Annotated in this window: 20 protein-coding genes and 2 pseudogenes; 3 read left to right on the plus strand and 19 right to left on the minus strand. The window is 32.8% G+C overall.

Features of this window, described 5'->3' with window-relative positions:
- Positions 1 to 64 precede the first annotated feature (64 nt).
- The gene (locus tag JE46_RS00170) at positions 65 to 529 is read left to right on the plus strand and encodes a response regulator (protein ID WP_051872755.1); all 465 of its coding nucleotides are present in this window, start codon (positions 65 to 67) and stop codon (positions 527 to 529) included.
- 30 nt (positions 530 to 559) lie between these two features.
- On the opposite strand, the gene JE46_RS00175 is transcribed toward JE46_RS00170, so the two are convergent.
- A complete protein-coding gene (locus JE46_RS00175) occupies positions 560 to 3,838 on the minus strand; it encodes a CheR family methyltransferase (protein ID WP_051872756.1) in 3,279 nt (1,092 codons plus the stop codon).
- 199 nt (positions 3,839 to 4,037) lie between these two features.
- A complete protein-coding gene (locus JE46_RS00180; RefSeq protein ID WP_035136350.1) occupies positions 4,038 to 4,412 on the minus strand; it encodes a response regulator in 375 nt (124 codons plus the stop codon).
- A gap of 622 nt (positions 4,413 to 5,034) precedes the next feature.
- Between JE46_RS00180 and JE46_RS00185 the strand changes: the two genes are divergently transcribed.
- Complete coding sequence (locus tag JE46_RS00185; RefSeq protein WP_031453227.1) at positions 5,035 to 5,349, plus strand: hypothetical protein; 315 nt, start codon at positions 5,035 to 5,037, stop codon at positions 5,347 to 5,349.
- A 90-nt stretch (positions 5,350 to 5,439) separates the two neighbouring features.
- Here the strand turns inward: JE46_RS00185 and JE46_RS00190 are convergent, their stop codons facing one another.
- The 4 genes from JE46_RS00190 to JE46_RS00200 form a co-directional block, all read right to left on the minus strand.
- Positions 5,440 to 6,114 carry an SRPBCC family protein gene (locus JE46_RS00190; protein WP_031453228.1) on the minus strand — a complete coding sequence of 225 codons (675 nt, stop codon included), beginning with the start codon at positions 6,112 to 6,114 and terminating at the stop codon, positions 5,440 to 5,442.
- Positions 6,115 to 6,315: 201 nt separating this feature from the next.
- The gene (locus JE46_RS00195; protein ID WP_031453229.1) at positions 6,316 to 6,624 is read right to left on the minus strand and encodes a hypothetical protein; all 309 of its coding nucleotides are present in this window, start codon (positions 6,622 to 6,624) and stop codon (positions 6,316 to 6,318) included.
- Positions 6,625 to 6,641: 17 nt separating this feature from the next.
- Positions 6,642 to 6,803: a hypothetical protein gene (locus JE46_RS23960; RefSeq protein WP_157505822.1), complete on the minus strand. Its 162-nt coding sequence runs from the start codon at positions 6,801 to 6,803 to the stop codon at positions 6,642 to 6,644.
- A gap of 118 nt (positions 6,804 to 6,921) precedes the next feature.
- Positions 6,922 to 7,323, minus strand: coding sequence for a YidH family protein (locus JE46_RS00200; RefSeq protein ID WP_031453230.1), 402 nt, complete (start codon positions 7,321 to 7,323; stop codon positions 6,922 to 6,924).
- A gap of 21 nt (positions 7,324 to 7,344) precedes the next feature.
- On the opposite strand from JE46_RS00200, the pseudogene JE46_RS00205 reads away from it, so the two are divergent.
- Positions 7,345 to 7,566 (plus strand): annotated as a pseudogene (locus JE46_RS00205) (YciE/YciF ferroxidase family protein); the annotation flags it as partial.
- Positions 7,567 to 7,636: 70 nt separating this feature from the next.
- Here the strand turns inward: JE46_RS00205 and JE46_RS00210 are convergent.
- From JE46_RS00210 to JE46_RS00265, 13 genes and pseudogenes are all read right to left on the minus strand, one after another.
- Positions 7,637 to 8,110, minus strand: a complete 474-nt coding sequence (locus JE46_RS00210; RefSeq protein ID WP_031453231.1) for a CinA family protein — start codon at positions 8,108 to 8,110, stop codon at positions 7,637 to 7,639.
- 65 nt (positions 8,111 to 8,175) lie between these two features.
- Entirely contained in the window at positions 8,176 to 8,784 is a 609-nt protein-coding gene (locus JE46_RS00215; RefSeq protein WP_031453232.1) for an SET domain-containing protein, read from the minus strand.
- Between the two features lies 1 nt (position 8,785).
- A pseudogene (locus JE46_RS23775) lies at positions 8,786 to 9,227 on the minus strand (adenylyltransferase/cytidyltransferase family protein).
- Positions 9,190 to 10,362, minus strand: coding sequence for a glycosyltransferase (locus JE46_RS00220; protein WP_051872757.1), 1,173 nt, complete (start codon positions 10,360 to 10,362; stop codon positions 9,190 to 9,192). The pseudogene JE46_RS23775 and the gene JE46_RS00220 overlap by 38 nt, the downstream one beginning before the upstream one ends.
- A gap of 308 nt (positions 10,363 to 10,670) precedes the next feature.
- Positions 10,671 to 11,174, minus strand: a complete 504-nt coding sequence (locus JE46_RS00225) for a DNA-deoxyinosine glycosylase (protein WP_031453234.1) — start codon at positions 11,172 to 11,174, stop codon at positions 10,671 to 10,673.
- A gap of 95 nt (positions 11,175 to 11,269) precedes the next feature.
- A complete protein-coding gene (locus JE46_RS00230) occupies positions 11,270 to 11,869 on the minus strand; it encodes a YciE/YciF ferroxidase family protein (RefSeq protein WP_031453235.1) in 600 nt (199 codons plus the stop codon).
- 17 nt (positions 11,870 to 11,886) lie between these two features.
- Positions 11,887 to 14,028, minus strand: coding sequence for a catalase (locus JE46_RS00235; RefSeq protein ID WP_031453236.1), 2,142 nt, complete (start codon positions 14,026 to 14,028; stop codon positions 11,887 to 11,889).
- A gap of 227 nt (positions 14,029 to 14,255) precedes the next feature.
- Positions 14,256 to 14,912 (minus strand): DUF6766 family protein, encoded by a 657-nt coding sequence (locus tag JE46_RS00240; protein WP_031453237.1) that lies wholly within the window; start codon positions 14,910 to 14,912, stop codon positions 14,256 to 14,258.
- 271 nt (positions 14,913 to 15,183) lie between these two features.
- The gene (locus tag JE46_RS00245) at positions 15,184 to 15,387 is read right to left on the minus strand and encodes a hypothetical protein (protein WP_031453238.1); all 204 of its coding nucleotides are present in this window, start codon (positions 15,385 to 15,387) and stop codon (positions 15,184 to 15,186) included.
- 38 nt (positions 15,388 to 15,425) lie between these two features.
- On the minus strand, positions 15,426 to 16,016 hold the full coding sequence (locus JE46_RS00250; protein ID WP_031453239.1) for a DUF6934 family protein: 591 nt from the start codon (positions 16,014 to 16,016) through the stop codon (positions 15,426 to 15,428).
- A gap of 817 nt (positions 16,017 to 16,833) precedes the next feature.
- Positions 16,834 to 19,224, minus strand: coding sequence for a TonB-dependent receptor (locus tag JE46_RS00255; RefSeq protein WP_035136351.1), 2,391 nt, complete (start codon positions 19,222 to 19,224; stop codon positions 16,834 to 16,836).
- Positions 19,225 to 19,459: 235 nt separating this feature from the next.
- Complete coding sequence (locus JE46_RS00260) at positions 19,460 to 20,644, minus strand: DUF1624 domain-containing protein (RefSeq protein WP_051872758.1); 1,185 nt, start codon at positions 20,642 to 20,644, stop codon at positions 19,460 to 19,462.
- Positions 20,645 to 20,665: 21 nt separating this feature from the next.
- Entirely contained in the window at positions 20,666 to 23,056 is a 2,391-nt protein-coding gene (locus JE46_RS00265) for a TonB-dependent receptor (RefSeq protein ID WP_051872759.1), read from the minus strand.
- Positions 23,057 to 23,209: the final 153 nt, after the last annotated feature.

Raw genomic sequence — 23,209 nt, forward strand, 5'->3', positions numbered from 1 at the left:
AAATATTTGTGTTGTAAATTTAATTATCAACACTCATGTAATTTTAAGATTTAAATTATGGCTTATGAATAAAAAAGGCCCCATAGTAATTGTAGAAAATAAACAGGAAGACCGGAAGTTATTTATAGAGGTTTTTTCTGAATTGAATTACCCAAATCAGGTAATCTATTTTAATGATCCGGAAATTGCTTATCATTATATGCTGCGAAATAAATTAAAGCCGTTTCTTATCTTTTCTGACATTGTTTTATTGAATATTATGAATGATAAGGTGGTAGAAGCAAAACTTGATAATGTAGGTGAGTTATTTCATTGCCCTTATCTGTTTTTCACAACATCTTTTAATCAGACATACGTAATAGATCCGTACTCGATACCTACGCAAAGTTATTTTGTGAAACCTTATGATTATGCTGAGTTCAAACAAATCATAAAGACAATAATTGAGTATTGGATCAAATCGAAATCAATTGTTTCGTATAAAAAAACTCAGGTAAAAATTGGCTTTATCGATAAAATCGATAAATAAGAGAAAAGATATCATTTTTATCGTGTTTTTTTATAACGGTAAATAAATATAGAAAGTTGTTCCCTGATTTATTTTACTGGATACTTTTATAAATCCTTCATGATTGTCAACAATTTTTTTAACCAGCGTTAACCCCAGACCGCTTCCGTGATATTTATCGCTATTATGCAATCTAAAGAAAGGATTAAAAATTTTAGACGCATATTCCTGACTAAAGCCAATACCATTATCGCTGATACAAATCTTTACATAATTTATGTCTGTTTTTCCACCAATTTCCAGTATTTCATCAAGTGAAGGGTCTAGTGTTTCAATTTTGATTTCGGGTATTATGTCTTCTTTGGAATATTTGATAGCGTTCAGAATTAAATTTGTAAAAAGCTGCTGAATCTGATAGGGAATGATATTTAATTGAGGAGAGGGAAAAATAGTGATTACGGCTTTTTTTTCTAAAATATTGTCTTTAATATCTGCAATTGTTTTTTTCAAAACGACATTCAGATCTGTTTTTTTATACTCTTTTTTTATAAAGCTTATTCTTGAGTAATTAATAAGATCGGTAATTAAACTACTCATATTGCTTACAGAAAAAAGAACACGCTCGAGATTGTGTTTTCCTGATTCGCTTAAACCTGATTCGTTTTCAAAAACCCTTTTGCAAAACATATGAATTTTTCGGAGTGGTTCCTGTAAATCATGACTGGCTGCAGAAGTAAAAGCCTCCAGCTGTTCATTTTGTGTTTGTAATTCGATATTTTTATTCGTCAATAATTCATTTGTAGCTACTAAATCTGTAATATCTTCGAGAGCCAGAAGGATCATCCCTTCTGGTGTTGAATCGATTATAAGGCGTGCATTTACAATCATTGTTTTTTTACCAATATCAGGGCAGATTGTGTCTATTTGTAAATTTTCTATAGAAAATTGTGTGTCTATTTTCATTAATTGTTCCCTCAATTCAGAAATGTCCCATTGACAATTTCCAATTTCAAAGAGACTATAAGCCTCAGTAGCCTTTTCGCTTGTATTAAAGTATTTGTAAAATGCCGGATTGGCACTTTTGATGATAAAGTCCTTGTTTACAATTAGTAATGGCTCGTGAATGGTTTTAACAATTGATTCAGAATAATTTCTTAGGGAAATAAGCTGTTTCTGACGATCGATAAGCTCATCATTGACACATACCAATTCTTCATTGTTTGACTGAAGTTCCTCAGTCGAGGTTTCCAGTTCTTCATTCAGTGCCTGCAATTCTTCTCCACTGCTCAATAATTCTTCATTAGTAGTCTGTAATTCCTCTAAGAGTATTTTCTGTTCTTCAATTACCTTTTTTATATCTCTGTGCAATTGTGATAATTCATTTTCAAGTTCCTCAATACGCTTTTGGTCTGAATTTTTTTCCTGTATTTTTTTTTCAGGATCTGTTTCGGGCACAATTATCTTATGAAAAATAACCATAATACGCTCATCGTCATTTGGGAGCAAAAACATTTCAAAAGAAACGAGATAAGGTTGGTTTTTAATCTGAATATTTTCTTTTTTTATATTTAATTTCTCTTCTCTTACTTTTGCGATTGCATTATTTAATTCAAAACAAAGACCCTCACGGGCCATTTTTAAGATATTAAAATTAGGCTTTCCGGGAGAGGGAAGCAAAAATGGGCTTGTATCGCCATGAAAATATAAAATTTCCTGATTCAGATCAATTATAACACTAATGGGTGTGTACTTTGTAAATAAAATCTCAGATGCAATTTTTTTGAAATCGTTTTCAGATGCAGTTTTTATTTGAGCTGTTATATTGTTTTGCGGTAGATTATTTTGGGTTGGTTTATAGAGTTTTGTCACATACCTGCCTGCTATAAACTTGCGGGTGTAGATTTTTCCGAATTTTCCGAAATTTTCAAATAAATCATGAGAATTAGTAACTGATTCTGATTTTCCAAGAAACAGTAATCCATTATCTTTTAGGGAATAATGAAAAGTTCCCAGAACTTTATTTTGCAGATAAGAATCAAAATAGATAAGTACATTACGGCAGGTAACCAAATCTATTTTGGCAAAAGCAGGATCCTTCACAAAATTATGCACGGCAAAAATGCACATGTCCCGAATTACTTTATTGATATGGTAGTTACCGTCGCTTCTCGTAAAATAATTATGAAGCCTCTCTGCTGATATTTGCTGTACTTCCTGATAAGAATAGGTTCCGGATCTTGCTTTAGTGATGCCTTTTTCAGATATATCCGATGCGAAAATCTGAATTTTTATGTCTGTATTATTCGTTTGAAGAAGATATTCATGAAGGCTGATTGCTATAGAATATGCTTCTTCACCTGTAGAGCATCCGGCAACCCAGATTCTTAGGTTATTATTGGTTATATTCCTGATTAAGGATGGGTAAACAATATTGGGTAAACTTTCAAAGGCTTCCTGGTCTCTGAAGAAATACGTTACAGGAATTAAAAAATCATTAAATAATAAATCCTGCTCATTTTTATTATTTCGCAAAAAGTTATAATAATCTTCAATGGTATTTCTTTCTGTAGTTACCATTCTTCTGGCAATACGACGTCTTATAGTAGGATATTTATAATGCCTGAAATCGTTACCGGTTCTTAAAAGAATAAGATTAATAATCTGAAAGAAAATTTCTTCATCATTTTTTGGAATATGTTCTTCTTCGGTATAGCCATAGTTGGTAATATAGCTTTTATGAATTTCCAGTAACTGGGACGGAATTTTTTCGGGTGCCAGAATATAATCTGCTGCATCAGTTTCAATTGCGCTTTGAGGCATTCCTTTAAAAGCGGCCGTTTCAGGGTCCTGAGCTAGAGTTGCGCCTCCCAGTTCCTTTATTTTTTTGAATCCCAATGTACCATCAAAACCGGTTCCGGAAAGTATAACACCAATAGCAAAAGTTCTATGAACATTTGCAAGAGATTCAAAAAAGATGTCAATGGTATTATTTCGTCTTTCGCTCCGTGTTCTGTGTTTAAGTTTTAAAGTGCCTGCTTCTGCTATGAGAAGATTATTTTCGGGAATAACGTAGATATTATTAGGTGCAAGATTTATATTACTGATAATTTCTTGTACAGGAATTTGTGAATATTGTGACAGGATTTCTGTAAGGCTGCTGGGATGATCGGGTGACAAGTGCTGTACAAGCACATAAGCCATCCCTGAATCTGCAGATATTGCTGAGATTAATTTTTTAAAGGCATCCAGTCCGCCGGCAGATGCTCCTATACCAACAATTGGAAAAGTTGTGGTTTTATGTTCGGTTTCTAAGGTTTCGGGGACTTTCATGAGGCAGATGTTTTCTCAAAGATAATCAGTGATTTACTATAAAACTAAGCTTTTTACGCTCACATGGGAATTATGTAAGGCATACGTTTAAAAAATGTAAGACTGAAATAAAGTGTTTTTTGTTGAAAAGCAAACCAATTTGGAAGTTAGAGTTTTGAATTAAAACCAGTTTTAACATGCAGATTTTGGTCAAAAAATATTAAACGATGTTTCTCAAAATTGTTTTCATAGTTCCAAAATCGTTTGGTTTAATATAATAACCCACTGCACCCAACCCTTGCAATTTATTTTCTATGTCGGATGGTATCGAGGTAGAAAATATGATTACAGGAATATTTTTTATGAGCTCTTTTCTGTTCATTTCTACTAATAATTCCATTCCGTTCATTACGGGCATATTAATATCAAGAAAAATCAGATCCGGATGTATTTCTTTACAAACAAGTTTCTGTAATGCCTGAACGGGATTATGTATTGCCGTGTAGGCAGCAGCAGATACTTCTTCGAGCGCTTCTAAAAAGAAATCGCAGTCATCATAATCGTCATCAATCTGTAAAATGTTTTTATATCTCATAATTGCTTTGATTGAAAAGTTATTTTTTCATAATTATTTAAAATTATGTTCTAAGAAAAAATGTAGATTTCAACTATACTATTTATGCAGTTATTATAGACTGCTTAAAAGAGCATAGACAAGCAATTATATATGTGTAATAAAAGGGTAGAATTCTTTCATAGATATGGAGTTGTTTGGGTTTAAAAAGATTTTAGTGATTTTTAAATTGAATGCAATTAATCTATTAACACTTTTAGTGAATCCTTTTCAAGCACGACTGCCTCTTTTTGATCTCTGGTGTAATCTTCATCATCACAATGAGAAGAACAATTCGTATTTATAAGAATAAAAAAATAGTGATTAAAATAACGACAAAATTCAGTTTTTTCATATTCATTAAAATTAACAGGTAAAATAATTCTTATAAAAATATAAGGAAGTTAAAATATGAATTTATATAATTTTTATTTTTTGTTATATAATACCCATGTTTTTGGATTTGATTTAAAAGCTATTTTAAAATAATCTTCTGATTATGAATGCTTTGTTTTTTAATTGTGTAAAATGTAATTAAAATTATGTAAGAATTTGGCTGATGGCGATTTTACATTTGAAATTATAGAAATTTAAAAAAAATGTTATGAAAAAGGTAATCAAATCAAAAATTTCATTTCTGTTCATTACTGCAGTTTTATTACTATCGTGTAAAAAAAGTGATGGTAATAGTGGAGAATATTCAAATGAAGCTGATTCGACACAGACTACTGTTGATAGTGTAGCGCCGCTACCGGCAGATTCCGTGAATTCAGATTTAGAAAATGGAGAAAGATCAGGTGCAAATGGAGCCGGCACAACAGGAGCTACCGGCGAAGGATCGACAGGTTCAGGATCCGCGGGTACAACACAAAAAGGGAATACATCAGTAAGAACGGATTCGACCAGTACAGGTAAATAATTCATTTTGTCTGTTTACAAGAAAAGCCTGTAATGATTTTGAGCATTACAGGCTTTTCTACTTAAACTCAGTAAGCACACAATATTAGAATCAATTAGACTCTAAATAAGTTTTAAAATTTATAAGGTCATCTTTTACGATTTTTTCGAAATAAGGGTTAAGAAGTTTTGCCGCACCTTCTCCTGCAATTCCCAGTGGGGCATGATAAGAAATAGTAACAATTATCTCTGTACCTTCTCCACTTGGTCTGAAAACAACTTTACCGGCATTTTTAACAGAAGATTCCGGTAGGGAATTCCAACTGATAAGACGGTCTTTTTCATCTTTTATAATTTCAGCAACCCAGGTTAATTTTCCAATTCCTCCGGGACCTTTAGCCGTCCATTTAGAAGTAGTGTAACTCAACGGACGTACGGATTCCAGATGACTCATGAACTTTGGTAAATTTTCAAAATCTCTCCAAAAAGAATAAACTTCACTTATTGGCTTATTGATTATACTGTTAATTCGAATATTTACATTTGATGCTTTATCGTTTTTTAAATGATCAACAGCATCATATATAGGACAGTAACCTGATAAACCTCTTAAAAGCATTGTACTTCCTGAACCGATTTTTACAATATTTTTCTTTTCTTCAGATAAACCTTTATACAAAAGATAAGTTCCGCTTGTAATCATTGCAATTCTTTCCAGTGTGGACACATTGGTTTTAAGTTTTGATTTTTTCTGTATTTGTGTCGGTGTAAATGTGTTTGCTTCCATAATTCTATTTTTTTATGAATTTTATTTTAAATGAATAGTATTGTTGTTAATATGTTAAAAATAAGTACTTTATATAGTTTTTGTTTTATATTATTTTTATAATTAATTATACAATTTAGCCCGTCTGAAAGTCATTTTTAGTAATTATTAAAAAATAAAATATCGCTTAAAATAATTTAAACGATATTTTATTTTTTAAATTTAAAATTCCCGCGGACTATTGGCAGAATCAGTTTCATTAATATCGTCATCATCTTCTTCTAATTCGTCTTCTTCATCCAAATCCTCATCCAAATCCTCATCCAAATCTTCTTCGTAATCATCCCGATCTATATCATCAGAATCTTTATAATCCTCATCAGGATTTTCTTCCTGATTATAAATATTTTCTTCGTCATCATTGACTGAATCGTCTAATACATTAGAAACTGAATCGTTATCTCTGTATTGGTTGTCATTTTGAAAAGACTGGCCATCCTGGCTGTAATTTTCTCGTTCTTCTATACTCATAGTACTTTGATTTAAAATTATTTTTTCTTAGTTGAAGCCTTATCGTCTATGGCAGATTTTGAAGTGCTTTTAGAAGCAGTTTCTTTTTTATCTGCATTGTCGGCTTTTTTAGTGTCAGATTTTTTATCTGTTGATTTTGCACTACCCGTGCTGCTGTTTTTTTGATTTGAAGTAGCCATAATTTTAATTTTTTAAGATTTGTATAATGGTAAATGTACAGGTGCTGGTATCCAAAAACTTACACAACATTCAGTTCTAATTATATAATTTTCAGATTATCAATTGATTACGGGCTTCTTAATCCGTTAATTGAAATGTAAGAGGATATGCCGCTATTATCAAATAGGTAATTATGATGATGCTCATAAGAAAAATAACAACCGTTAGCATAGTGAGTAATAATGTCGAATATAAATATTCTCCTTTTTGCAGCAGTTTATGGGTTTGCTTGTACTTGAAGTAAGATAAGAGTATGGTAAGGGCTCCGGTAAAAACCAGAGCAATTCCGATAAAGATGGTGAAACCATTTTTTGGGATAGTGGAATCCTGAAAAAAACTAGCTGGCAGCTGATTCACAAACGAAGAAAATTTAACGATTACGAAACCAAATACCATAATTCCGATTCCGGTTCGAATCCATGACAAAAAAGTTCTTTCGTTTGCCATGTGTTCATTGATCCTATTTTTATTTTTATACATTTTTATCAATCTCAGGAATGACCTGTAAGAGACGCCGGAATTATAGCAGCCTCTCAAAAAATCGAGCATTACGAAATAGCGACCTACGGGACATTGGCAGCATTTGCACAAACTTTGGGCGAGCAAGATGCATTGGCATTATTGCAGCAAACCTTAGAAGAAGAAAAAGAAGCTGATACGCTTTTAACCGAAGCGGCTTACAATAATATCAATTTTGAAGCTTCTGAGGAAGAGGAACAATAAAATCATTCAACAGCCAAAAAAAAGCTGGAAACTAAATTTAGTTTCCAGCTTTTTTTTTGTTTAAAAGTTGCTATAAACTTTCAATAATAAGTTCGGCCGTTTTATCAATTGCCTGTAATATGATTTCTTCCGGTGATCCGTTAAAAACTTCCTGATGATTGGTTTTTTTATCAGGAGTGATAATGTATATAAAAATAGTTCCAACTGGTTTTTCTATAGTTTCACTTCCACCCGGAGTTGTAAGACCTGTAATGGCGACTGTTATTTTAGAATTGAATATTTTGGATGCCTGCTGTGCCAGTATTTGCGTGACTTCTGCAGATTCAGGTGTATGCTTTTCAATAAAACTGTGCGGAACGTTTAATAGCTGTTCTTTCACAAATACTTCATAGCAAACAATTCCTCCCCGCAAAATTTTTCCGGAATCTTCTGTCATCGAAAACTCTGCACTCATTCTGCCGGCGGAGGCACTTTCGGCAAAAGCGATATTCCATCCTTTTTCGACAATTGCTTTACTGCATTTAATAACTATTTCTGAAGGCATAAAAATAATTTTTAGTTCTTAATTATTAATCTTTGAAGAGTTGGATTTTTAACAAATCATAAAAATTACGTTGCGCTGTTTATTTGAATATCATGTGGATAATGACATTCGAGTATCGATTTCATTTGGTCGGGATTATGAACCGCATTTACGAATTCATTCCAGGTTTCTTTAGGAATTAAATCAAGTAATAACTGTTCAACTTCCAAAACTTTTGGAGCATTTTCTTTAATAAGATCATCCCATTCTTTATGAAAGGTAACAATATCGTTAGGGAAAACTTTTTTTCTGTCAGTACCCTCGTCAATTACATCAAAAGGTTTTTCTACATTAAGATAACCGTAATCGTCCGTCAGTTCTTCACCTGGAAAAATATCCCTGATAGCAATCTCAAAATCATAGGGTGTACTAAAACAGCTAGGTTTAAAACTATGGTTTACAAATTTTCCGTTATCCCAGCATAATACCATTTCTCCATATTTATTGATAAAAGAGTAAGTATCGAGGTATTTTTTTATAAAAGGATTCAGATTAGCTGCCTCATCCCGCGAAAATATCTGGTCTAAATCGTCCTGAACCCAGGTAATAGTACCTTTTGGAATTAGTTTTGTTGCTACTACGCCATATGCTTTTTCTTTGTTGATAAAACGTATTTCTGTATCTGGATGTATCATCTTATACTAATTTTAAACATTCACATTCGTATACTTCTTTTCTAAGTTCACTACTGGAAAAGCGATGATTGGGTGTGTTGAAAACGAGTTTAATTCCCTTCTGTTCGCAATAGTCGCACCCTGTAAAATTTTTATCTTTTATTCGTATCCCAGAATCCTTACATCAGTAGGAAAGGTCTGAAGAATGCCCTGAAGATCCTGTTCTGTGGCATACGGAATAATTTTATCTACAAATTTACAACCTTTAAGCTGTATATAACGTTCAACTACAGATTGTGTTAGTTTGCTTTTTTTTTGGGTCTGTCAGAGTCGGATCAGCCTGTAATCCTACAATTAGATAATCACAATGTTGTTTTGCTTCTTCAGGCATCTTGACATGCCCTGCATGTAATGAAACCGAATGCGCTAAATGTGATTCCAGTAATTGTTTTTGTCAGTTCCATTTACAAAATTTTTAAGAATTGATTTCATTTTAACGGCAGTAATATCCCATGATGTTTTTTTGAGGATTTTGTGGTATTCCAGTTCCATTGAAAAACGATCTGTTTTGTCAAGTGCAAACTTAATGGCTTCATAAAATTCATCTGCAGATTCCACCATGCTCAGACAAATGCCATAATCGTGTACTATATCTGTAATTTTTGTAGAAATAATGGGTTTACCGGCGGACATATATTCCAGGGTTTTGGTAGGGCTAATATATTTTGTTGTATCATTCACTGCAAAAGGTATCATAGCAATATCAAATGCTTTTAGATAATGAGGTAATTCGTTGTAAGATTTCATTCCTAAATAATGAATGTTGTCTTCTTGCGGGAGATCATTTTTCTCAATTTTGGATAAAGGTCCAATCATTACAAAAGAAACATTGGGTAGTTTAAGAGCCGTTTCATGAAGCAATGCAAAATCGATACGTTCATCGATGACGCCATAATATCCTACAATAGGTGATTGTAAATTGGCAACATCATCAGCAACTTTGATTCCGTTTAAAGCCTTTGCAAAATGGGGTTCATCGACTGAACTGGGAAAACAATGTACATTTGTGTGCCACTGTTTTTTTAATTCATATAATGATTTTCCACCCGTAAAAACAATGTCAGCATTAGATATCAGATATTTTTCCTGATTTATTACATTTTTTGTGGCACCTTTCAGAAAAGAAAGCTCCTCCATACAATCATAAACGATAGTTTCAAAATCAATACATTCTGATAAAGGGCAAAAAATAGCTGAATAAAACCATCCAACAGGAATATCTTTGTTTTTTACATATTCAGGAATGATTGCAGCAATCGATTCGATATCTTTTACATTTGGCTGTAAAACATGCAACATTTCATTGATAATAATAAGATTTCCGGACTCTTTACTTTCATTGTTGTATAGGGGTTCTTCAATGAATAAAGTTTTCATTGTTTTAGAAATACGGCTAATGATGTGTTGAGGACGCTGATAAACAAAATGCCATCTTAAATGACAAAATACAATCATATCATAATATTGGGCAGTATCCTGATTTGATAAAGTTATTCTCTTAAGTATACTCTTTTGTGCATTTTTTAAATTTTCTATCATAGCCGATAATTTAATTTGTGATTTTTGTAGGTTAAAAGTTGTGATTTTAAATTAAAAAAAATAATTTAATAGTTGCAAAAATATACGTGTATCACAATAATTTCTTACAAATAAAACAATAAGAGTTACATAATTTACAGTTATGAATTTTTGAGATTTAAAAATGCATGATAATACAGTTGATTTGTGAAGGTTGTATTAGATTCATGGCAACAATAGTAGCGAAGGTGAAATTCTATCGAACAAAAGTCTTAGAATTTCACCTCTATGATAAATTTCATTTTAGTGAAAATAGCATTTATTGCTAATTAGACAGAATCGAAAGTATCTGCTGTTGCTGCTAAAACAGTCCACATTTCGACTTTTTGACTAAACGATAATCCAGCATTTAAACCACTGGTTGATGGTAAAATGTGATAAGATAAATCTGTTTGAGGCTGAAGGTATTTATGGTAAAATTTAGCCGCTGATTTGCTTTCAAAAAATACATTTTTAATATTTGGGTATTGAATATGAAAATTTGTAAAATCATTTATTGTTTCATTACTAATTTTCGAATCACTACTCCCTTCTCTGTTGCATGATGCCAGAACATTCCATAATGCAATTTTATGCTTTTTCAGAAATGTTTTGCGATCATCGTATGATTCGCTGTAATTTTCGTTAAAAACAGTAAATAGGATTCTCCAGAAATGATTTCCTTTATTTCCATAATATTGTTGTTTGGCAATAGATTGGTCTCCGGGCATTGTTCCCAGGATTAATATTCTGCTGGAATGATCGACCAGTGGATGTAAAGCCGTTTTATACATAGAGAATGAAAATTTAAATAGTATAATAATACAAAAAACATCTGTCGTGGTACAGATGTTTTCTGGTAAAAATGAAAATACTTAAAAAGATAATATTATTCGGCTGCTACAATATTTACTACATTCAAAGCAACGTCATTCAGTATGCAGTCAGCTTCTTTTTCTTCTGCTAATGTTTGTGTTAATAGTTTTACGGCATCATTTTCTCCCAGCGTTTTTGCAAAAGCAGCTAAGGTTCCATATGTTGCAATTTCATAATGCTCAATTTTTTGGGAAGCAGCAATAATACCCGCATCTCTAACAGGTCCTGGCGTTGTTTCTTCAAGAATGCTGTCACCTTCTTTTAGTAATCCGGCCATAGCTTCGCATTTTTTTCCTTCGGCTTTTTCACCTAAAAGTTCAAAAACTTGTTTTAGTCTTTCTACCTGAAGTTCAGTAATGTCAAGATGTTCTAAAATGGCACTTGCAAGACCCGGAGAACTGGCATTGGCAGCCATTTTAGGAAGCGCACCAACCAGTGCATTTTCAGCCCAGTAAATATCTTTTAAACTATCAACAAAAAGTTCTTTTAATTCTGTTGCAGCATCTGAAGCAGGTGTAACAATATTTATTTTTGCATTATCTTTTATAGCTTTTGTTTGATTTGCTTTTGCTTGAGGAGCATTTGTATGGCCTTCTTTTTCTGAATTTTTCATGTTTATTTTTTTTTAAATTAAATATATAAGTTGGGTTCACGATCCCAGAAACGATGCATACCCATTGCAGCGATAAATTCCTGGGCAAATGCTTCAGATCCAACATCGGTGGTTACAATAATTCCAGCATCGGTTTTTGTTAATTTCGAAGCAAAAGCTGTTGCGCTAAGCAATTCAGATGCTTCTCCATCAGCACCTATAATCTTGCAATGTTTATAAGCATCATTAAGATATTCAAGAGCGTCATCATTTTCTGCTAATGCATTCAGCCCTATTCCGTGCGGAACATAAACCGCATCAAATAAAACTGATGATGCTGTGAGAAAACTATATTCAGCGGCAAGAGCTCCGTCAGAATCAGTAAGAACAGATCCTAAATGTGGTGCAATTACACATCCTTTGCCTCCTTGTTTTTTAAGAGCACTTTTCATATTTAAAACTGATGCTTCAGAAACTCCATCAGAACAAAGGATAGCAATTTTTCGTGACTCGATTGTAGGTGAATTGGTCGGATTTTTAACCATACTCAATGCATCAGACGAACTTACAGATGATTCAACCGTTTTAGGCTCCTGATTTCCACCTTCATTTTCTGGTGAAACTCCTTTATTAACAGGGAATTCTAATGTTGATGGTACAGAAGCCCCAAGTCCTAATGCTACTTTTTCTGCCAATTGAGCATCTACCTGCGAAAGAAGTCCCAACATTCGAACTCTGATTGCAGTAGTTTCTACCTTGCCAAGTTCAAAACGTAATGCCTTTACAATATGGCTTTTTTCTACATCGGTCTGGCTGTTAAAGAATAATTTTGCCTGACCGAAGTGATCAGCAAAGCTTTCACTTCTTTCTCTTATTTTATGAGCTTCAATACGTTCATTAAAACTGGAGAAACCGCCTTCGGCAATTTGTGCCTGATAAGGACATCCGCCACCAAGTGAATTTGGATGATAACTTACCCGGCCTTTGTTAACTTCCTGTCGCATAAATCCATCACGTTGATGATTGTGAACAGGTGCAATACTTCTGTTAATTGGAATTTCATGAAAGTTTGGCCCGCCTAATCGGGTAAGCTGCGTATCTGTATAAGAGAACAATCTTCCTTGTAGTAATGGGTCGTTAGAGAAATCAATACCCGGAACAACATGCCCAGGGTGAAAAGCAATCTGCTCTGTTTCTGCAAAGAAATTATCCGGATTTTTGTTCAATGTCATTTTTCCAATTATAGTAACCGGAACTAATTCTTCCGGAACAATTTTTGTTGGATCAAGTAAATCAAATTCATATTTGTCTTCATCCTCTGAAGGTATTATTTGTACACCTAATTCCCATTCAGGAAAATTACCCATTTCTATAGCTTGCCATAAATCTTCTCTGTGAAAATCCGGATTCTTACCTGAAATTTTTTGTGCCTCATCCCAGACTACGGCGTGAGTTCCTAATTTTGGTTTCCAGTGAAATTTTACAAAAGTAGATTCATTAGCTTCGTTAATCAATCTGAATGTGTGAACACCAAATCCTTCCATCATACGATAACTTCTCGGAATCGCACGATCAGACATTGTCCACATAATCATGTGCATAGATTCCGGCATAAGCGAAATAAAATCCCAAAAAGTATCATGTGCAGAGGCTGCTTGTGGCATTTCGTTATGTGGTTCAGGTTTTACTGCATGAACCAAATCCGGGAATTTTGAAGCATCCTGAATAAAAAAAACAGGAATATTGTTACCAACCAGATCATAAACTCCTTCCTGGGTATAAAATTTAACCGCAAATCCCCTAACATCTCTGGCAAGATCTGTAGATCCGCGTGAACCGGCAACTGTAGAAAATCTTGCAAAAACGGGAGTTTTTTGTCCTGTTTCCTGTAAGAATCCAGCTTTTGTTAATTCTGGAATGGGATTTGTCACTTCAAAAAAACCATGCGCTCCTGAACCACGTGCATGTACTACGCGTTCCGGAATTCTTTCGTGGTCAAAATGGGTTATTTTTTCTCTTAAAATGAAGTCTTCCAGTAAAGAAGGTCCGCGCTCGCCTGCTTTCAGTGAATTATTATCATCATTAATGCGTACACCCTGATCTGTGGTCAGGAACTTGTTGGTTCCGTCTGATTTGTTTATGGACAAATCACGTTGTTTATCGTCTTGAAAATTTTTCATGTAATAAATCTTTTGATTAAATGTTTGAAAGTTTACAGGTATCTCTTAAGTTTTTATTATTAATATCTTATAATGAGTTATTTATAAAGTGATATTTCCGATTATTTCAAATGTAAATTATAAAGCAATGATGTATTTATATGATTAATTTGAAACGTTGTACAATTACCATTACTTAAAAAGTATTGTTTATTATAGCAGGTTTATTGTAAAAGTTTGCTCAATCGTTATTCTCCAGTTTCCATGTGAGGAGCATCTACGGGTTTTGATTGTGAAGATCCGATTTGGCGTAAATAGATAGAAAGCACAACAATAACAAAAACAGAAAGAAATTCGCTTTGCCAGTTCTGAAAAGATTCATACCAAAACCTGGAATCCCCAATATAATCAGCACTGGATTCTAAAGGCATTCCTTTTAATGCCAATTGTTCATTTTCGTCTTTAAGGCTCCCATAAAAATGAGCTATAAATGAGGCTGTAAACAGCAAAAACAAAACAATAGTCAGAGAATGTTTGTAAACTTCAAGAATCCATCCGCCTTTTTTTACAGGCCATGGCGCGTCTTTTCGGGTGGGTGAGGGTTGTCTGTCGACTTCTTCGTCTTTATCGGGATCTTTTGACTCGGAAGATCCTTTCTGCATTAAAAAAATAGTAAATACAACAAACAGGGACATTTGTAGAAATTCACTTTCCCAATTTTCAAAAGTCGATTGAATAAAATGACCAGAGACAAGATAGGACGAAAGCTGGATGGCAGTACTGCCTTCATCTATAAGCTCTTTATTATGTTCTTTAAAACCAAATACGATCTGTCCGAATAATGTTCCAATAAATAATACTAAAAAGCAGATACCTAAGCCGTTATTGCGTAAAAAAGTTTTCATGATGTCATTCGTTTTTTACAAATTGACAAACAAATACAGACTTTTTTTTATATAATTTTCGATATGCTTTACAAAATTATGCCGGTATCAATGTAATCGAATCTTCGCTTGTATAAGACCCATTGTTAGTAAAGAGGAGTAGAGAAGAGTTAAATATTTACCAAGATGGTCAATGAGAGACAAAAAAATGAGTATTCTATCGAAGAAAATAAGACATAAAAAAACCACCTAATTTCTTAGATGGTTAATTTTTTTTGAATTAAAATATCAATTATAATGCGCTATTTTGCATTTTGTTTATTTTTTCTATTTTTTCAGGAGAATCAAAAACTTTTTCGAAAAGCCTGCCTTTTTCTTTGGCAAATTTCTCTACGGCTTCTAACTCCTGGATAGTCATTTTAGGACGACCGGCCCAAAAGTTAGTAGATTTTTCTATTTGTTTTTCTACTAGATCTCTTAATTGTTTTACTTCCATGATGTTACAAATATACTATTTTTTTATTACTTCAATAATCATAGGTCTTTTTTTAACTTAAACAAAACAAATTGATAGTCCGATGTTTTAGCTGCGTTGTATTTTTCAATGCTTTTTATTTCAACACTCTTACTGAGTGATGTCAGGTCTTTTTCGCGAATAGTCCTTTCGTGTTCTTTTCCTTTTCGTGTAATCGTTTGTTTTTTTTCTATAAGCTTTATTTGCTCTTCTGTTTTGCCTCCTGAAATCTCCAAATATTGTTTTAGAATAATAATGTTAGATGAAATCTTTTGTTTGTACAAACGATGTTTGTGTAGCGTATTTCCAAAAAATAAAATAGTATGATCAGGATTGGATATGAAAAAATGAAGTATGCACATAAATACTGTGGCTAAGACTTCATCATAATCATTATTGTTAATTTCGGCAAGATCATTAACAGTGATTCCATCTTCATAATTTTCTAAGTTTCCAAAACCTACGCTGTACCAATTCAGGTTTTTATTTATAGGCGAAATAGAAACAATTTTGGTTATTTCCTGTATTCCTATACTAATGAATCGAAACTGGTAAACTTCATTAGTAATTCCTTCAAAATTATAACTGTACGCTTTATTTAAAAAATCCAAATTTAATTAATTTCAATTTATAAGTAAATATAAATATCATTTTTGGTTATTATGAGTAAATAAGAAATTTATTGTTATTTTTTGCATTTCGGTTACAGTTTGTACTTTTTTGGGATTTATTTTGAATAAAGAATAAAAAACGATAATCATAAATAACATAAGAATCAATGTTTTTCCAAAAACGTTTCCAGTGAATTGAATTTTACATTAAAGATTATCGTTTTTTATAGATACGTTTGAGTTAACCTTTTGGTTTTGGTGATAGGTTCAAATTTTTAATTAAGTTTAAAAAACATTAAATTATAAGAATTTTACTTTTAAAATTTTGTATTCGAAATTTTATCTAAAATAGCTAAGAATAATCCTGAGGCTTGATAATTAAAAATAAAATGTTTACATCATTTTACTTTCTCTAAAAATCATCAATATTAATATTTTCATCTTTAAGTGGCTGATTTAACTTGTTTCATTACCAAAAAACAATAAAGAAAAAACAAAATACAAGCAAGAAGCAGCTAGAAAAAATTAAAGTAAAAGATGCTATTAAACCTATAATCTCACACTTGAAAGAATCATTTTTTAGGACTAAATTTTCTTAAAGGAGTGGCTGGAGATGTTCATAAATGCACTATTGGGAGGAATTGCATACAATCTAAAACTCAGATTTAATCAAATTAAAGATAAATTATTTTTTGGTTATAATTATTGTTCAACTTTTTAACTAAAAACAAAACCACTATTTTAAATTTCGATTAAAATAGTGGTTTTTAAGGAATGACTACCTAATGTTTTTTGTTTCTAAACAAAAAGTCTCAATTTAAAATTTAAAAGTAATACCTACTAAAAAGTTTAATGGTTTTTGAGGCATTCCTGTAGGATTCCAATACTTTTCATTCAACAGGTTGTTTCCTTTTAATGAAATTCTGTATTTAGGCTGATCGTAAAATATCGCATTACTTAATAAGGTATACGATGGAAGCTCAAACACATTCGTTGTTTCAAACCAGGATTCACTTACATAATTCACTCCAACGCCAAGACCAAGACCTTTCCCGCTTCCTCGAGTCAGAGTGTAACTGGCCCAGATATTTGCTACATTTTCAGGGCTGGCCGGAAGCGATTTTCCTTCTAAAGCAGGACTGGCTTTTGTGTACTCATTTTTGTTATTTGCATATCCGGCCACTATATTCAATCCTGCAATAGGATTAGCAATAATTTCTACATCAAATCCTTTGCTGCTTTGAGTTCCATCCTGAACGGTGTAGGTTGTTGCAGCATCTCTGTAAGTAGAATTTGTTACCGAAATATTATAATAACTTATCGTAGCACTTAATTTATTTTCTATAATATCTAATTTTACTCCCGTTTCCCATTGTGTACCGTACTGAGGTTTCAAATTTGTCATTTCAGGATTTGCAGATGTCTGTGCAGGTGCTAAATTTACAAATCCATTCATATAGTTAGCAAAAATTGATATCTTATCTATCACTGGCTGATATACCAATCCTATTTTAGGAGATAGAGACGTTTGTTCATATTCTCCACCTTTAGCATAAGTTCCTGTTTTTAAATCGTAAGAACCTTTTGTTGAATATCTGTCCACACGCAAACTTAGCATTGCCATTAATGATGGAGTAAAATTAATTACATCTGAAACATATAAACCATAATTTTGTGATTTAGAAGTAGAAGCGGCAAAACCTTTTGCATAGGAAAGATCATTAATTTTTTCAGAATTAAAATCATTAAAAGGACCATTAATGTTAATTGTATCGTAAGTTAAATTAACTACACGGTTTAACTCATTATAGTTATTATTATAATCCAGTCCAATTAACATTCTGTTTCTAAGCGTTCCAATTTTAAAGTCTCTGGTAAAATTCTGTTGTAATTGAATGTTTCCAAATGTTTCAGGAGTCTGATTTCTAATAACTCTTGCTACTGTTTCATCCGTTAAAACATTCAAAGTTGTCCAAAGTAAATGCTTGTAATACCCAACTGAACTCAAAAACTTTGTTTCAGACTTCCATTGATCCGATATTTTGTAGTCTATTTGTGCCCCTAAATTATTAACACCAATTTCTGCATCTACATCATTATTTGCATACGAACGTTCATAATCTAATTTCAAATCCTTAAAGCTTCTTGCTTTAACATTAGCTAAAGAACCTATAGAAATAGTTGTCATTGTATAAGCACTTCTTGTAATATCTACATCTACAGAAAATTTTAATCTATCAGATACCTGATAAGAGAAGGAAGGTGCAAAGACATAGTTTTTAGCATAGCCCTGATCTTGAAAAGAACCTTCAGATTGTCCTGCAACATTTAATCTTAACAAGGCTGTTTTTTCTTTGTTCAATGGTGTATTTACATCTGCGGTAACTCTTGAGAAGTTAAAACTTCCTCCAACAAAACCAACTTCTCCTCCAAAATTTTCATAAGGTTTTTTAGTTACATAATTATAAATCCCTCCAAAAGAAGTATTTCTATTACCACCAAATAAAGTACCTGACGGTCCTTTAAGAAATTCGATACGTTCTAAAATTGCAGTATTCATTGGATAAACGGCACTTGTATTCATCCCATTAAGCATACCGCTTGTATTTGTAAAACCTCTCATGGTTAATCCCTGAGATCCTCCTGCAGAATAATTAGGAACTCCTCCGGGAACATTTCTGTATATATCTGTACGTTCCAAAACAACCTGCTCTTTCATCAAATCTTTACCAACTATAGTATAAACCTGAGGATTTTCAATGTTTTTAATTGGCAAGCGTGCTATGTTTTGGCTTTCCTTGCGTGCAAATTTATTTTTATTATTATTATATATGGTTACTTCATCCAGTTGACTTTGGCTTTCTTTTAATGTTATATCAGAAATTGCAGTAGTTTCTCCGGATTTCACTTCTACATTTTTTTCGACTGTAATATATCCTAGTGCCTGAATCACTATGGTAATATTCCCTTCAGGTACATTTTTTAAAATAAACGCACCATTTTTATCTGTCTCAGAACTTTTATTGCCCTTTTTAAGAGTTACCAAAATATACTCTACGGGTTTTCCTGTTGTATCTTTTACAATTCCTGAAATAGAACCTTTAGCGCTCTGTGCATAACTAATTGATGTAGATAAAGCAGTAAAAAATAATAATAAATAAAAACTCAGAGTATCCTTTTTTATTGACTTGTAAGTAAAAATATTCATATACGATTTAAATTAATTAATTAATTTCCTGCAAAACTACAGAACAAAATTGAAAAATCAGAACTTTGTTTTTATTAATTCTTAATAAGAATAGATGTTTTCGTAGTAAGTTGTGAAATAGCAATATATACATGTTTTCTCTTATCAAAAACAAGGTCAAAACGATAAGAAATAGGATTCCAAATAACATAAAGCCTGAATCTGCAAAAGTATTTGAAGGGTTTTTCAATCCCTTTTAAGATCGTTTAATGGTTTTATGGGATTTGGCTTTATTTAAAAAATCAAACCTGAAGAAGTTTATTTTTTTAGTCATAAAATAACAAATCAGAATAAATACTCCCGATAAAAGATAGACTGCCGCTAATGAATGACCATAATTGAGTAATGGACTTTTATCACTATAGGAATCTGGGGTAATGACCATCATTTGGAATGGTTTTCCATCAACAACCAACCAGGCCATAGCTGTAAAATGAATTAGAAATGTACTAAATAGGTATGTAAACAGAGGAAATTTTCCCAACATAGAAAAGAAATCGGCAATTGGATTTTTCCAATTTTCGGCATAAGCTAAAAACAGTAAAATAGGACCGAGTGTAATGGCCAGATAATCTAAAGAAGCAGGATATTTTGTTAGATTGAAGAACGATAAAATGGTTTTGGCAGTTGAGACTTCGATTTTCCAGGGATTCGATTCTCCATAATCATTAATGCTGCGGAGTAAAAAAAACAGGCATATAGAAATCCAGCCGGAGTATAATAATATTTTTTTACGAATTACGGCAGAGCTCTCTGGTTTGTAATAAAATCCAAAGAAATAACCTGATAATATTATCCCAAGCCAGGGCAAGATTGTGTAATTTATAATATACATATTTTGCCCGAGTGGAATATATTTTTGCTGATGCAGCAAATACCATAAGACAGCCTTCATTGAATGTCCTTCAAATTGAATTGAATCCAGTAAGTGATGACCTGCGATAATGGACAAACTGATTACTAAAATGAAAGTTCTGCTGCAGTATTGAAAACCTGCCATACAGAACATGCATAAACCTAATGACCCAATAATGAAAACACCAATAGTACGATAATAGATATCAAAGGTATACAGGAAATTGTTTATAAATATTTCAATGAGAATCAGAGCACTTCCTAAACTGAATAGATACCATACGTTTTGTGTCTTTGTTTTTTTACCCATAATATGAAATAATTCCATGCCAGTTATAAAAAAAACTGCCGGGGCAAAATAATGAGATATAAATCGGGTAAAAAATAAGGGCCACGTGGTATGATCCAGATCTGCCGGGTTAGTGTTCCAGTAATGGAAAAACAAACGGGTATGATCAAGAATAGCAAAAGCCATAACTATACCCAGTAATGTCCTATAGGTTTTGAAAGTGCTCTGATTGTTCATTTATAAATTAAAATTTATAAATTAAAATTTATAAGTAAAATTGATCATAAAATTGCTTGGCTTTTGCGGACGTGCATAAAAACCGTCACTTACCCAATATTTTTCATCCAGAATATTATTGGCTTTGATACCAATTCTATACCTCGGACGGTTGTAAAAAAGAGTTGCATCAAGAAGATTATAAGAAGAAAGTGTAAAATTGTTTGCACTGTCTAAGAATGCATCCGAAACATACGAATTGCCTACTCCAAGTCCTAATCCTTGCGCTTTTCCATTGATAATGGTGTAACTTGCCCAAAGATTTACTACATTTTTAGGAGTACCGGGTGCTCTTTTTCCTAATATGTTTGGATTTGATTTGGTAAATTCATTCTCGTTATAACCATAGCTGGCTACGTAGTTGAATCCGGAAAATGGCCTTCCAATAATTTCTACCTCAAGTCCTTTGCTTTTTTGAGTTCCATCCTGTACAAAAAAGTTGACACCATTTATTACCTGATTCATAGTACTATTTGTTACATCAATCTCATAATAACTGATGGTTGCATTAAATTTATCTGATAAATCAACCTTTACACCACCTTCAAGCTGTGTAGCTTGCTGAGGTTTAAAAACAGATACTTCTCCATTTGGCTGAATTCTGTTTCCTACGTTTTTAAAACCATTCAGGTAATTGCTGAAAACGGATACTTTATCTTTCAAAATCTGGTAGACAAAACCCAGCTTAGGAGAAAATGCCGTCTGGTTATAATTACCTGTAGTGGCACGGGTAAGTGTATTTGTTGTTCCATCGCCAATATAACGATCAACACGTAAACTTGCCATTATTAAAAGTTGATCAGTTACATTTAAAACATCAGAAGCATAAGCGCTGTAGGTTGTTTCTTTTGTTTTATTTTGTCCGGTATTTCTGTCAGCTAAAACTGACAGAACATCTTCTAAACGAATTACAGGTGTACCCGGAAGATTATCCAGTTTTGCTGGTTCGAATACTTTAGCTCCATAACCAAGTCCGTCATATCTGGTTAGTCTGTAGCTGGATAAATAATCAACACCAACAACAAGGCGGTTACGTAAATTACCAATTTTAAAATCTCCTGTAAAATTTTGCTGAAAGTTTCTTCTGGCTGTTTTTTCATCAGTAAATGCTCTAAGTACTCGGTCAACAGTGTTATCATTCTGCCAGATAAAGTCAAAAATATAAAGATCATCGTACGATCCGCCGCCATAAGCATATCTCGACTGTGAAGTCCATTGGTCAGAGATCTTGTATTCTGCATCCAGTAATATGTTAGTAGAACGCTGCTCGCTGACCAAAGAATTATCATTGAGTGACTGACGATAATCCAGATTAAGATCTTCGAAACTCTTTATCCCTAAGTTAGCAGCGGTAGTCCATCCTCCGGCAACTACTCCTTTGGCACTAAAGAAATCTGCATTTAGAGTAAATTTTAAGCGATCTGATACCTGATAGGTGATACTCGGCGCAATAAGCAATGTGGCATTGTTCCCCTGATCCTGAAAAGTGTTTTCGGTCTGACGGGCTACATTAAGTCTAACTAAAAGGCCTTCGGCGTCTTTAATTGGAGTATTCAGGTCTAATGTCATACGATTTAGGTCCCAGCTTCCTGTTGTGTAACCTAACTCTCCGCCAAAATGGTCATACGGTTTCTTGCTGACATAATTAACGAGTCCTCCAAATGAGGTCATTTGCGCTCCAAAAAGTGTCGAACTTGGTCCTTTGTAAGTTTCTACACGCTCAACAGAAGCCAGATCAATACCTGTACGCAGATAGGTTGCCATTCCATTACGGAAATTCTCACTGGTCTGAAAACCTCTTGAAAAAAAAGATGGCATTCCCGCTCCCGTTTTTGCAGGTGCAGCTCCCGGAACATTTCTAAAGGATTCTTCAAGTGTCAAAGCCATTTGCTCTTTAATCAATTCTTTGTCAACCACACTGTAAACTTGTGAGTTTTCAAGATTTTTGATTGGAAGTCTTGAGATATATTCGCTGTTCTTTCTGGAAGTAATAGCATATTTATTTCCAACCACAAGAACCTCATTAAGCGATTCTGCATTCGCGGCAAATGTAAAATCCAAAACTAATTCTTCTCCTGGATTCAGATTTACCGTCCTTGTTTCTGATGCTAAACCTGTAATGTTTGCTGTAAGAGTATAAGATCCTGCTATAAGATTTTCAAATTTGTAGGCACCTTCCTTATTTGCTTTTATACTATATTTTCCATTGATATTAACAGTACCGAATTGGACATTTTTCCCGTCTTCAGTCAAAATTTGCCCTTTAATAATTCCTGATTGATTTTGTGCTTGTGTATGTATGGAAAATAACAAAAGCAAAGTCGAACATAACAATGTAAGAAGACACTTGTTTAGTGATGTAAAATAATTCATATATAGGTTGTTAAATTTCTGCAAAAATACATAACAGAATTGAAAAAGTATATATTATTTTTATTTATTCTTAATAAGAGTAAAACATTTTTCTTAGAAGTTGTGAAATATGATATTATGTTCCCTTAAAAAAAACTAATGCCATAAATAAAG

Source organism: Flavobacterium chungangense LMG 26729 (assembly GCF_000735715.2).
In the GTDB taxonomy this organism is placed as follows: Bacteria; Bacteroidota; Bacteroidia; order Flavobacteriales; family Flavobacteriaceae; genus Flavobacterium; species Flavobacterium chungangense.

Bases quoted from the DNA above. Each gene is read 5' to 3' on its own strand.
- JE46_RS00170 (WP_051872755.1), top strand. From the start codon at position 65: ATGAATAAAAAAGGCCCCATAGTAATTGTAGAAAATAAACAGGAAGAC.
- JE46_RS00175 (WP_051872756.1), bottom strand. From the start codon at position 3,838: ATGAAAGTCCCCGAAACCTTAGAAACCGAACATAAAACCACAACTTTT.
- JE46_RS00180 (WP_035136350.1), bottom strand. From the start codon at position 4,412: ATGAGATATAAAAACATTTTACAGATTGATGACGATTATGATGACTGC.
- JE46_RS00185 (WP_031453227.1), top strand. From the start codon at position 5,035: ATGAAAAAGGTAATCAAATCAAAAATTTCATTTCTGTTCATTACTGCA.
- JE46_RS00190 (WP_031453228.1), bottom strand. From the start codon at position 6,114: ATGGAAGCAAACACATTTACACCGACACAAATACAGAAAAAATCAAAA.
- JE46_RS00195 (WP_031453229.1), bottom strand. From the start codon at position 6,624: ATGAGTATAGAAGAACGAGAAAATTACAGCCAGGATGGCCAGTCTTTT.
- JE46_RS23960 (WP_157505822.1), bottom strand. From the start codon at position 6,803: ATGGCTACTTCAAATCAAAAAAACAGCAGCACGGGTAGTGCAAAATCA.
- JE46_RS00200 (WP_031453230.1), bottom strand. From the start codon at position 7,323: ATGTATAAAAATAAAAATAGGATCAATGAACACATGGCAAACGAAAGA.
- JE46_RS00210 (WP_031453231.1), bottom strand. From the start codon at position 8,110: ATGCCTTCAGAAATAGTTATTAAATGCAGTAAAGCAATTGTCGAAAAA.
- JE46_RS00215 (WP_031453232.1), bottom strand. From the start codon at position 8,784: ATGATACATCCAGATACAGAAATACGTTTTATCAACAAAGAAAAAGCA.
- JE46_RS00220 (WP_051872757.1), bottom strand. From the start codon at position 10,362: ATGATAGAAAATTTAAAAAATGCACAAAAGAGTATACTTAAGAGAATA.
- JE46_RS00225 (WP_031453234.1), bottom strand. From the start codon at position 11,174: ATGTATAAAACGGCTTTACATCCACTGGTCGATCATTCCAGCAGAATA.
- JE46_RS00230 (WP_031453235.1), bottom strand. From the start codon at position 11,869: ATGAAAAATTCAGAAAAAGAAGGCCATACAAATGCTCCTCAAGCAAAA.
- JE46_RS00235 (WP_031453236.1), bottom strand. From the start codon at position 14,028: ATGAAAAATTTTCAAGACGATAAACAACGTGATTTGTCCATAAACAAA.
- JE46_RS00240 (WP_031453237.1), bottom strand. From the start codon at position 14,912: ATGAAAACTTTTTTACGCAATAACGGCTTAGGTATCTGCTTTTTAGTA.
- JE46_RS00245 (WP_031453238.1), bottom strand. From the start codon at position 15,387: ATGGAAGTAAAACAATTAAGAGATCTAGTAGAAAAACAAATAGAAAAA.
- JE46_RS00255 (WP_035136351.1), bottom strand. From the start codon at position 19,224: ATGAATATTTTTACTTACAAGTCAATAAAAAAGGATACTCTGAGTTTT.
- JE46_RS00260 (WP_051872758.1), bottom strand. From the start codon at position 20,644: ATGAACAATCAGAGCACTTTCAAAACCTATAGGACATTACTGGGTATA.
- JE46_RS00265 (WP_051872759.1), bottom strand. From the start codon at position 23,056: ATGAATTATTTTACATCACTAAACAAGTGTCTTCTTACATTGTTATGT.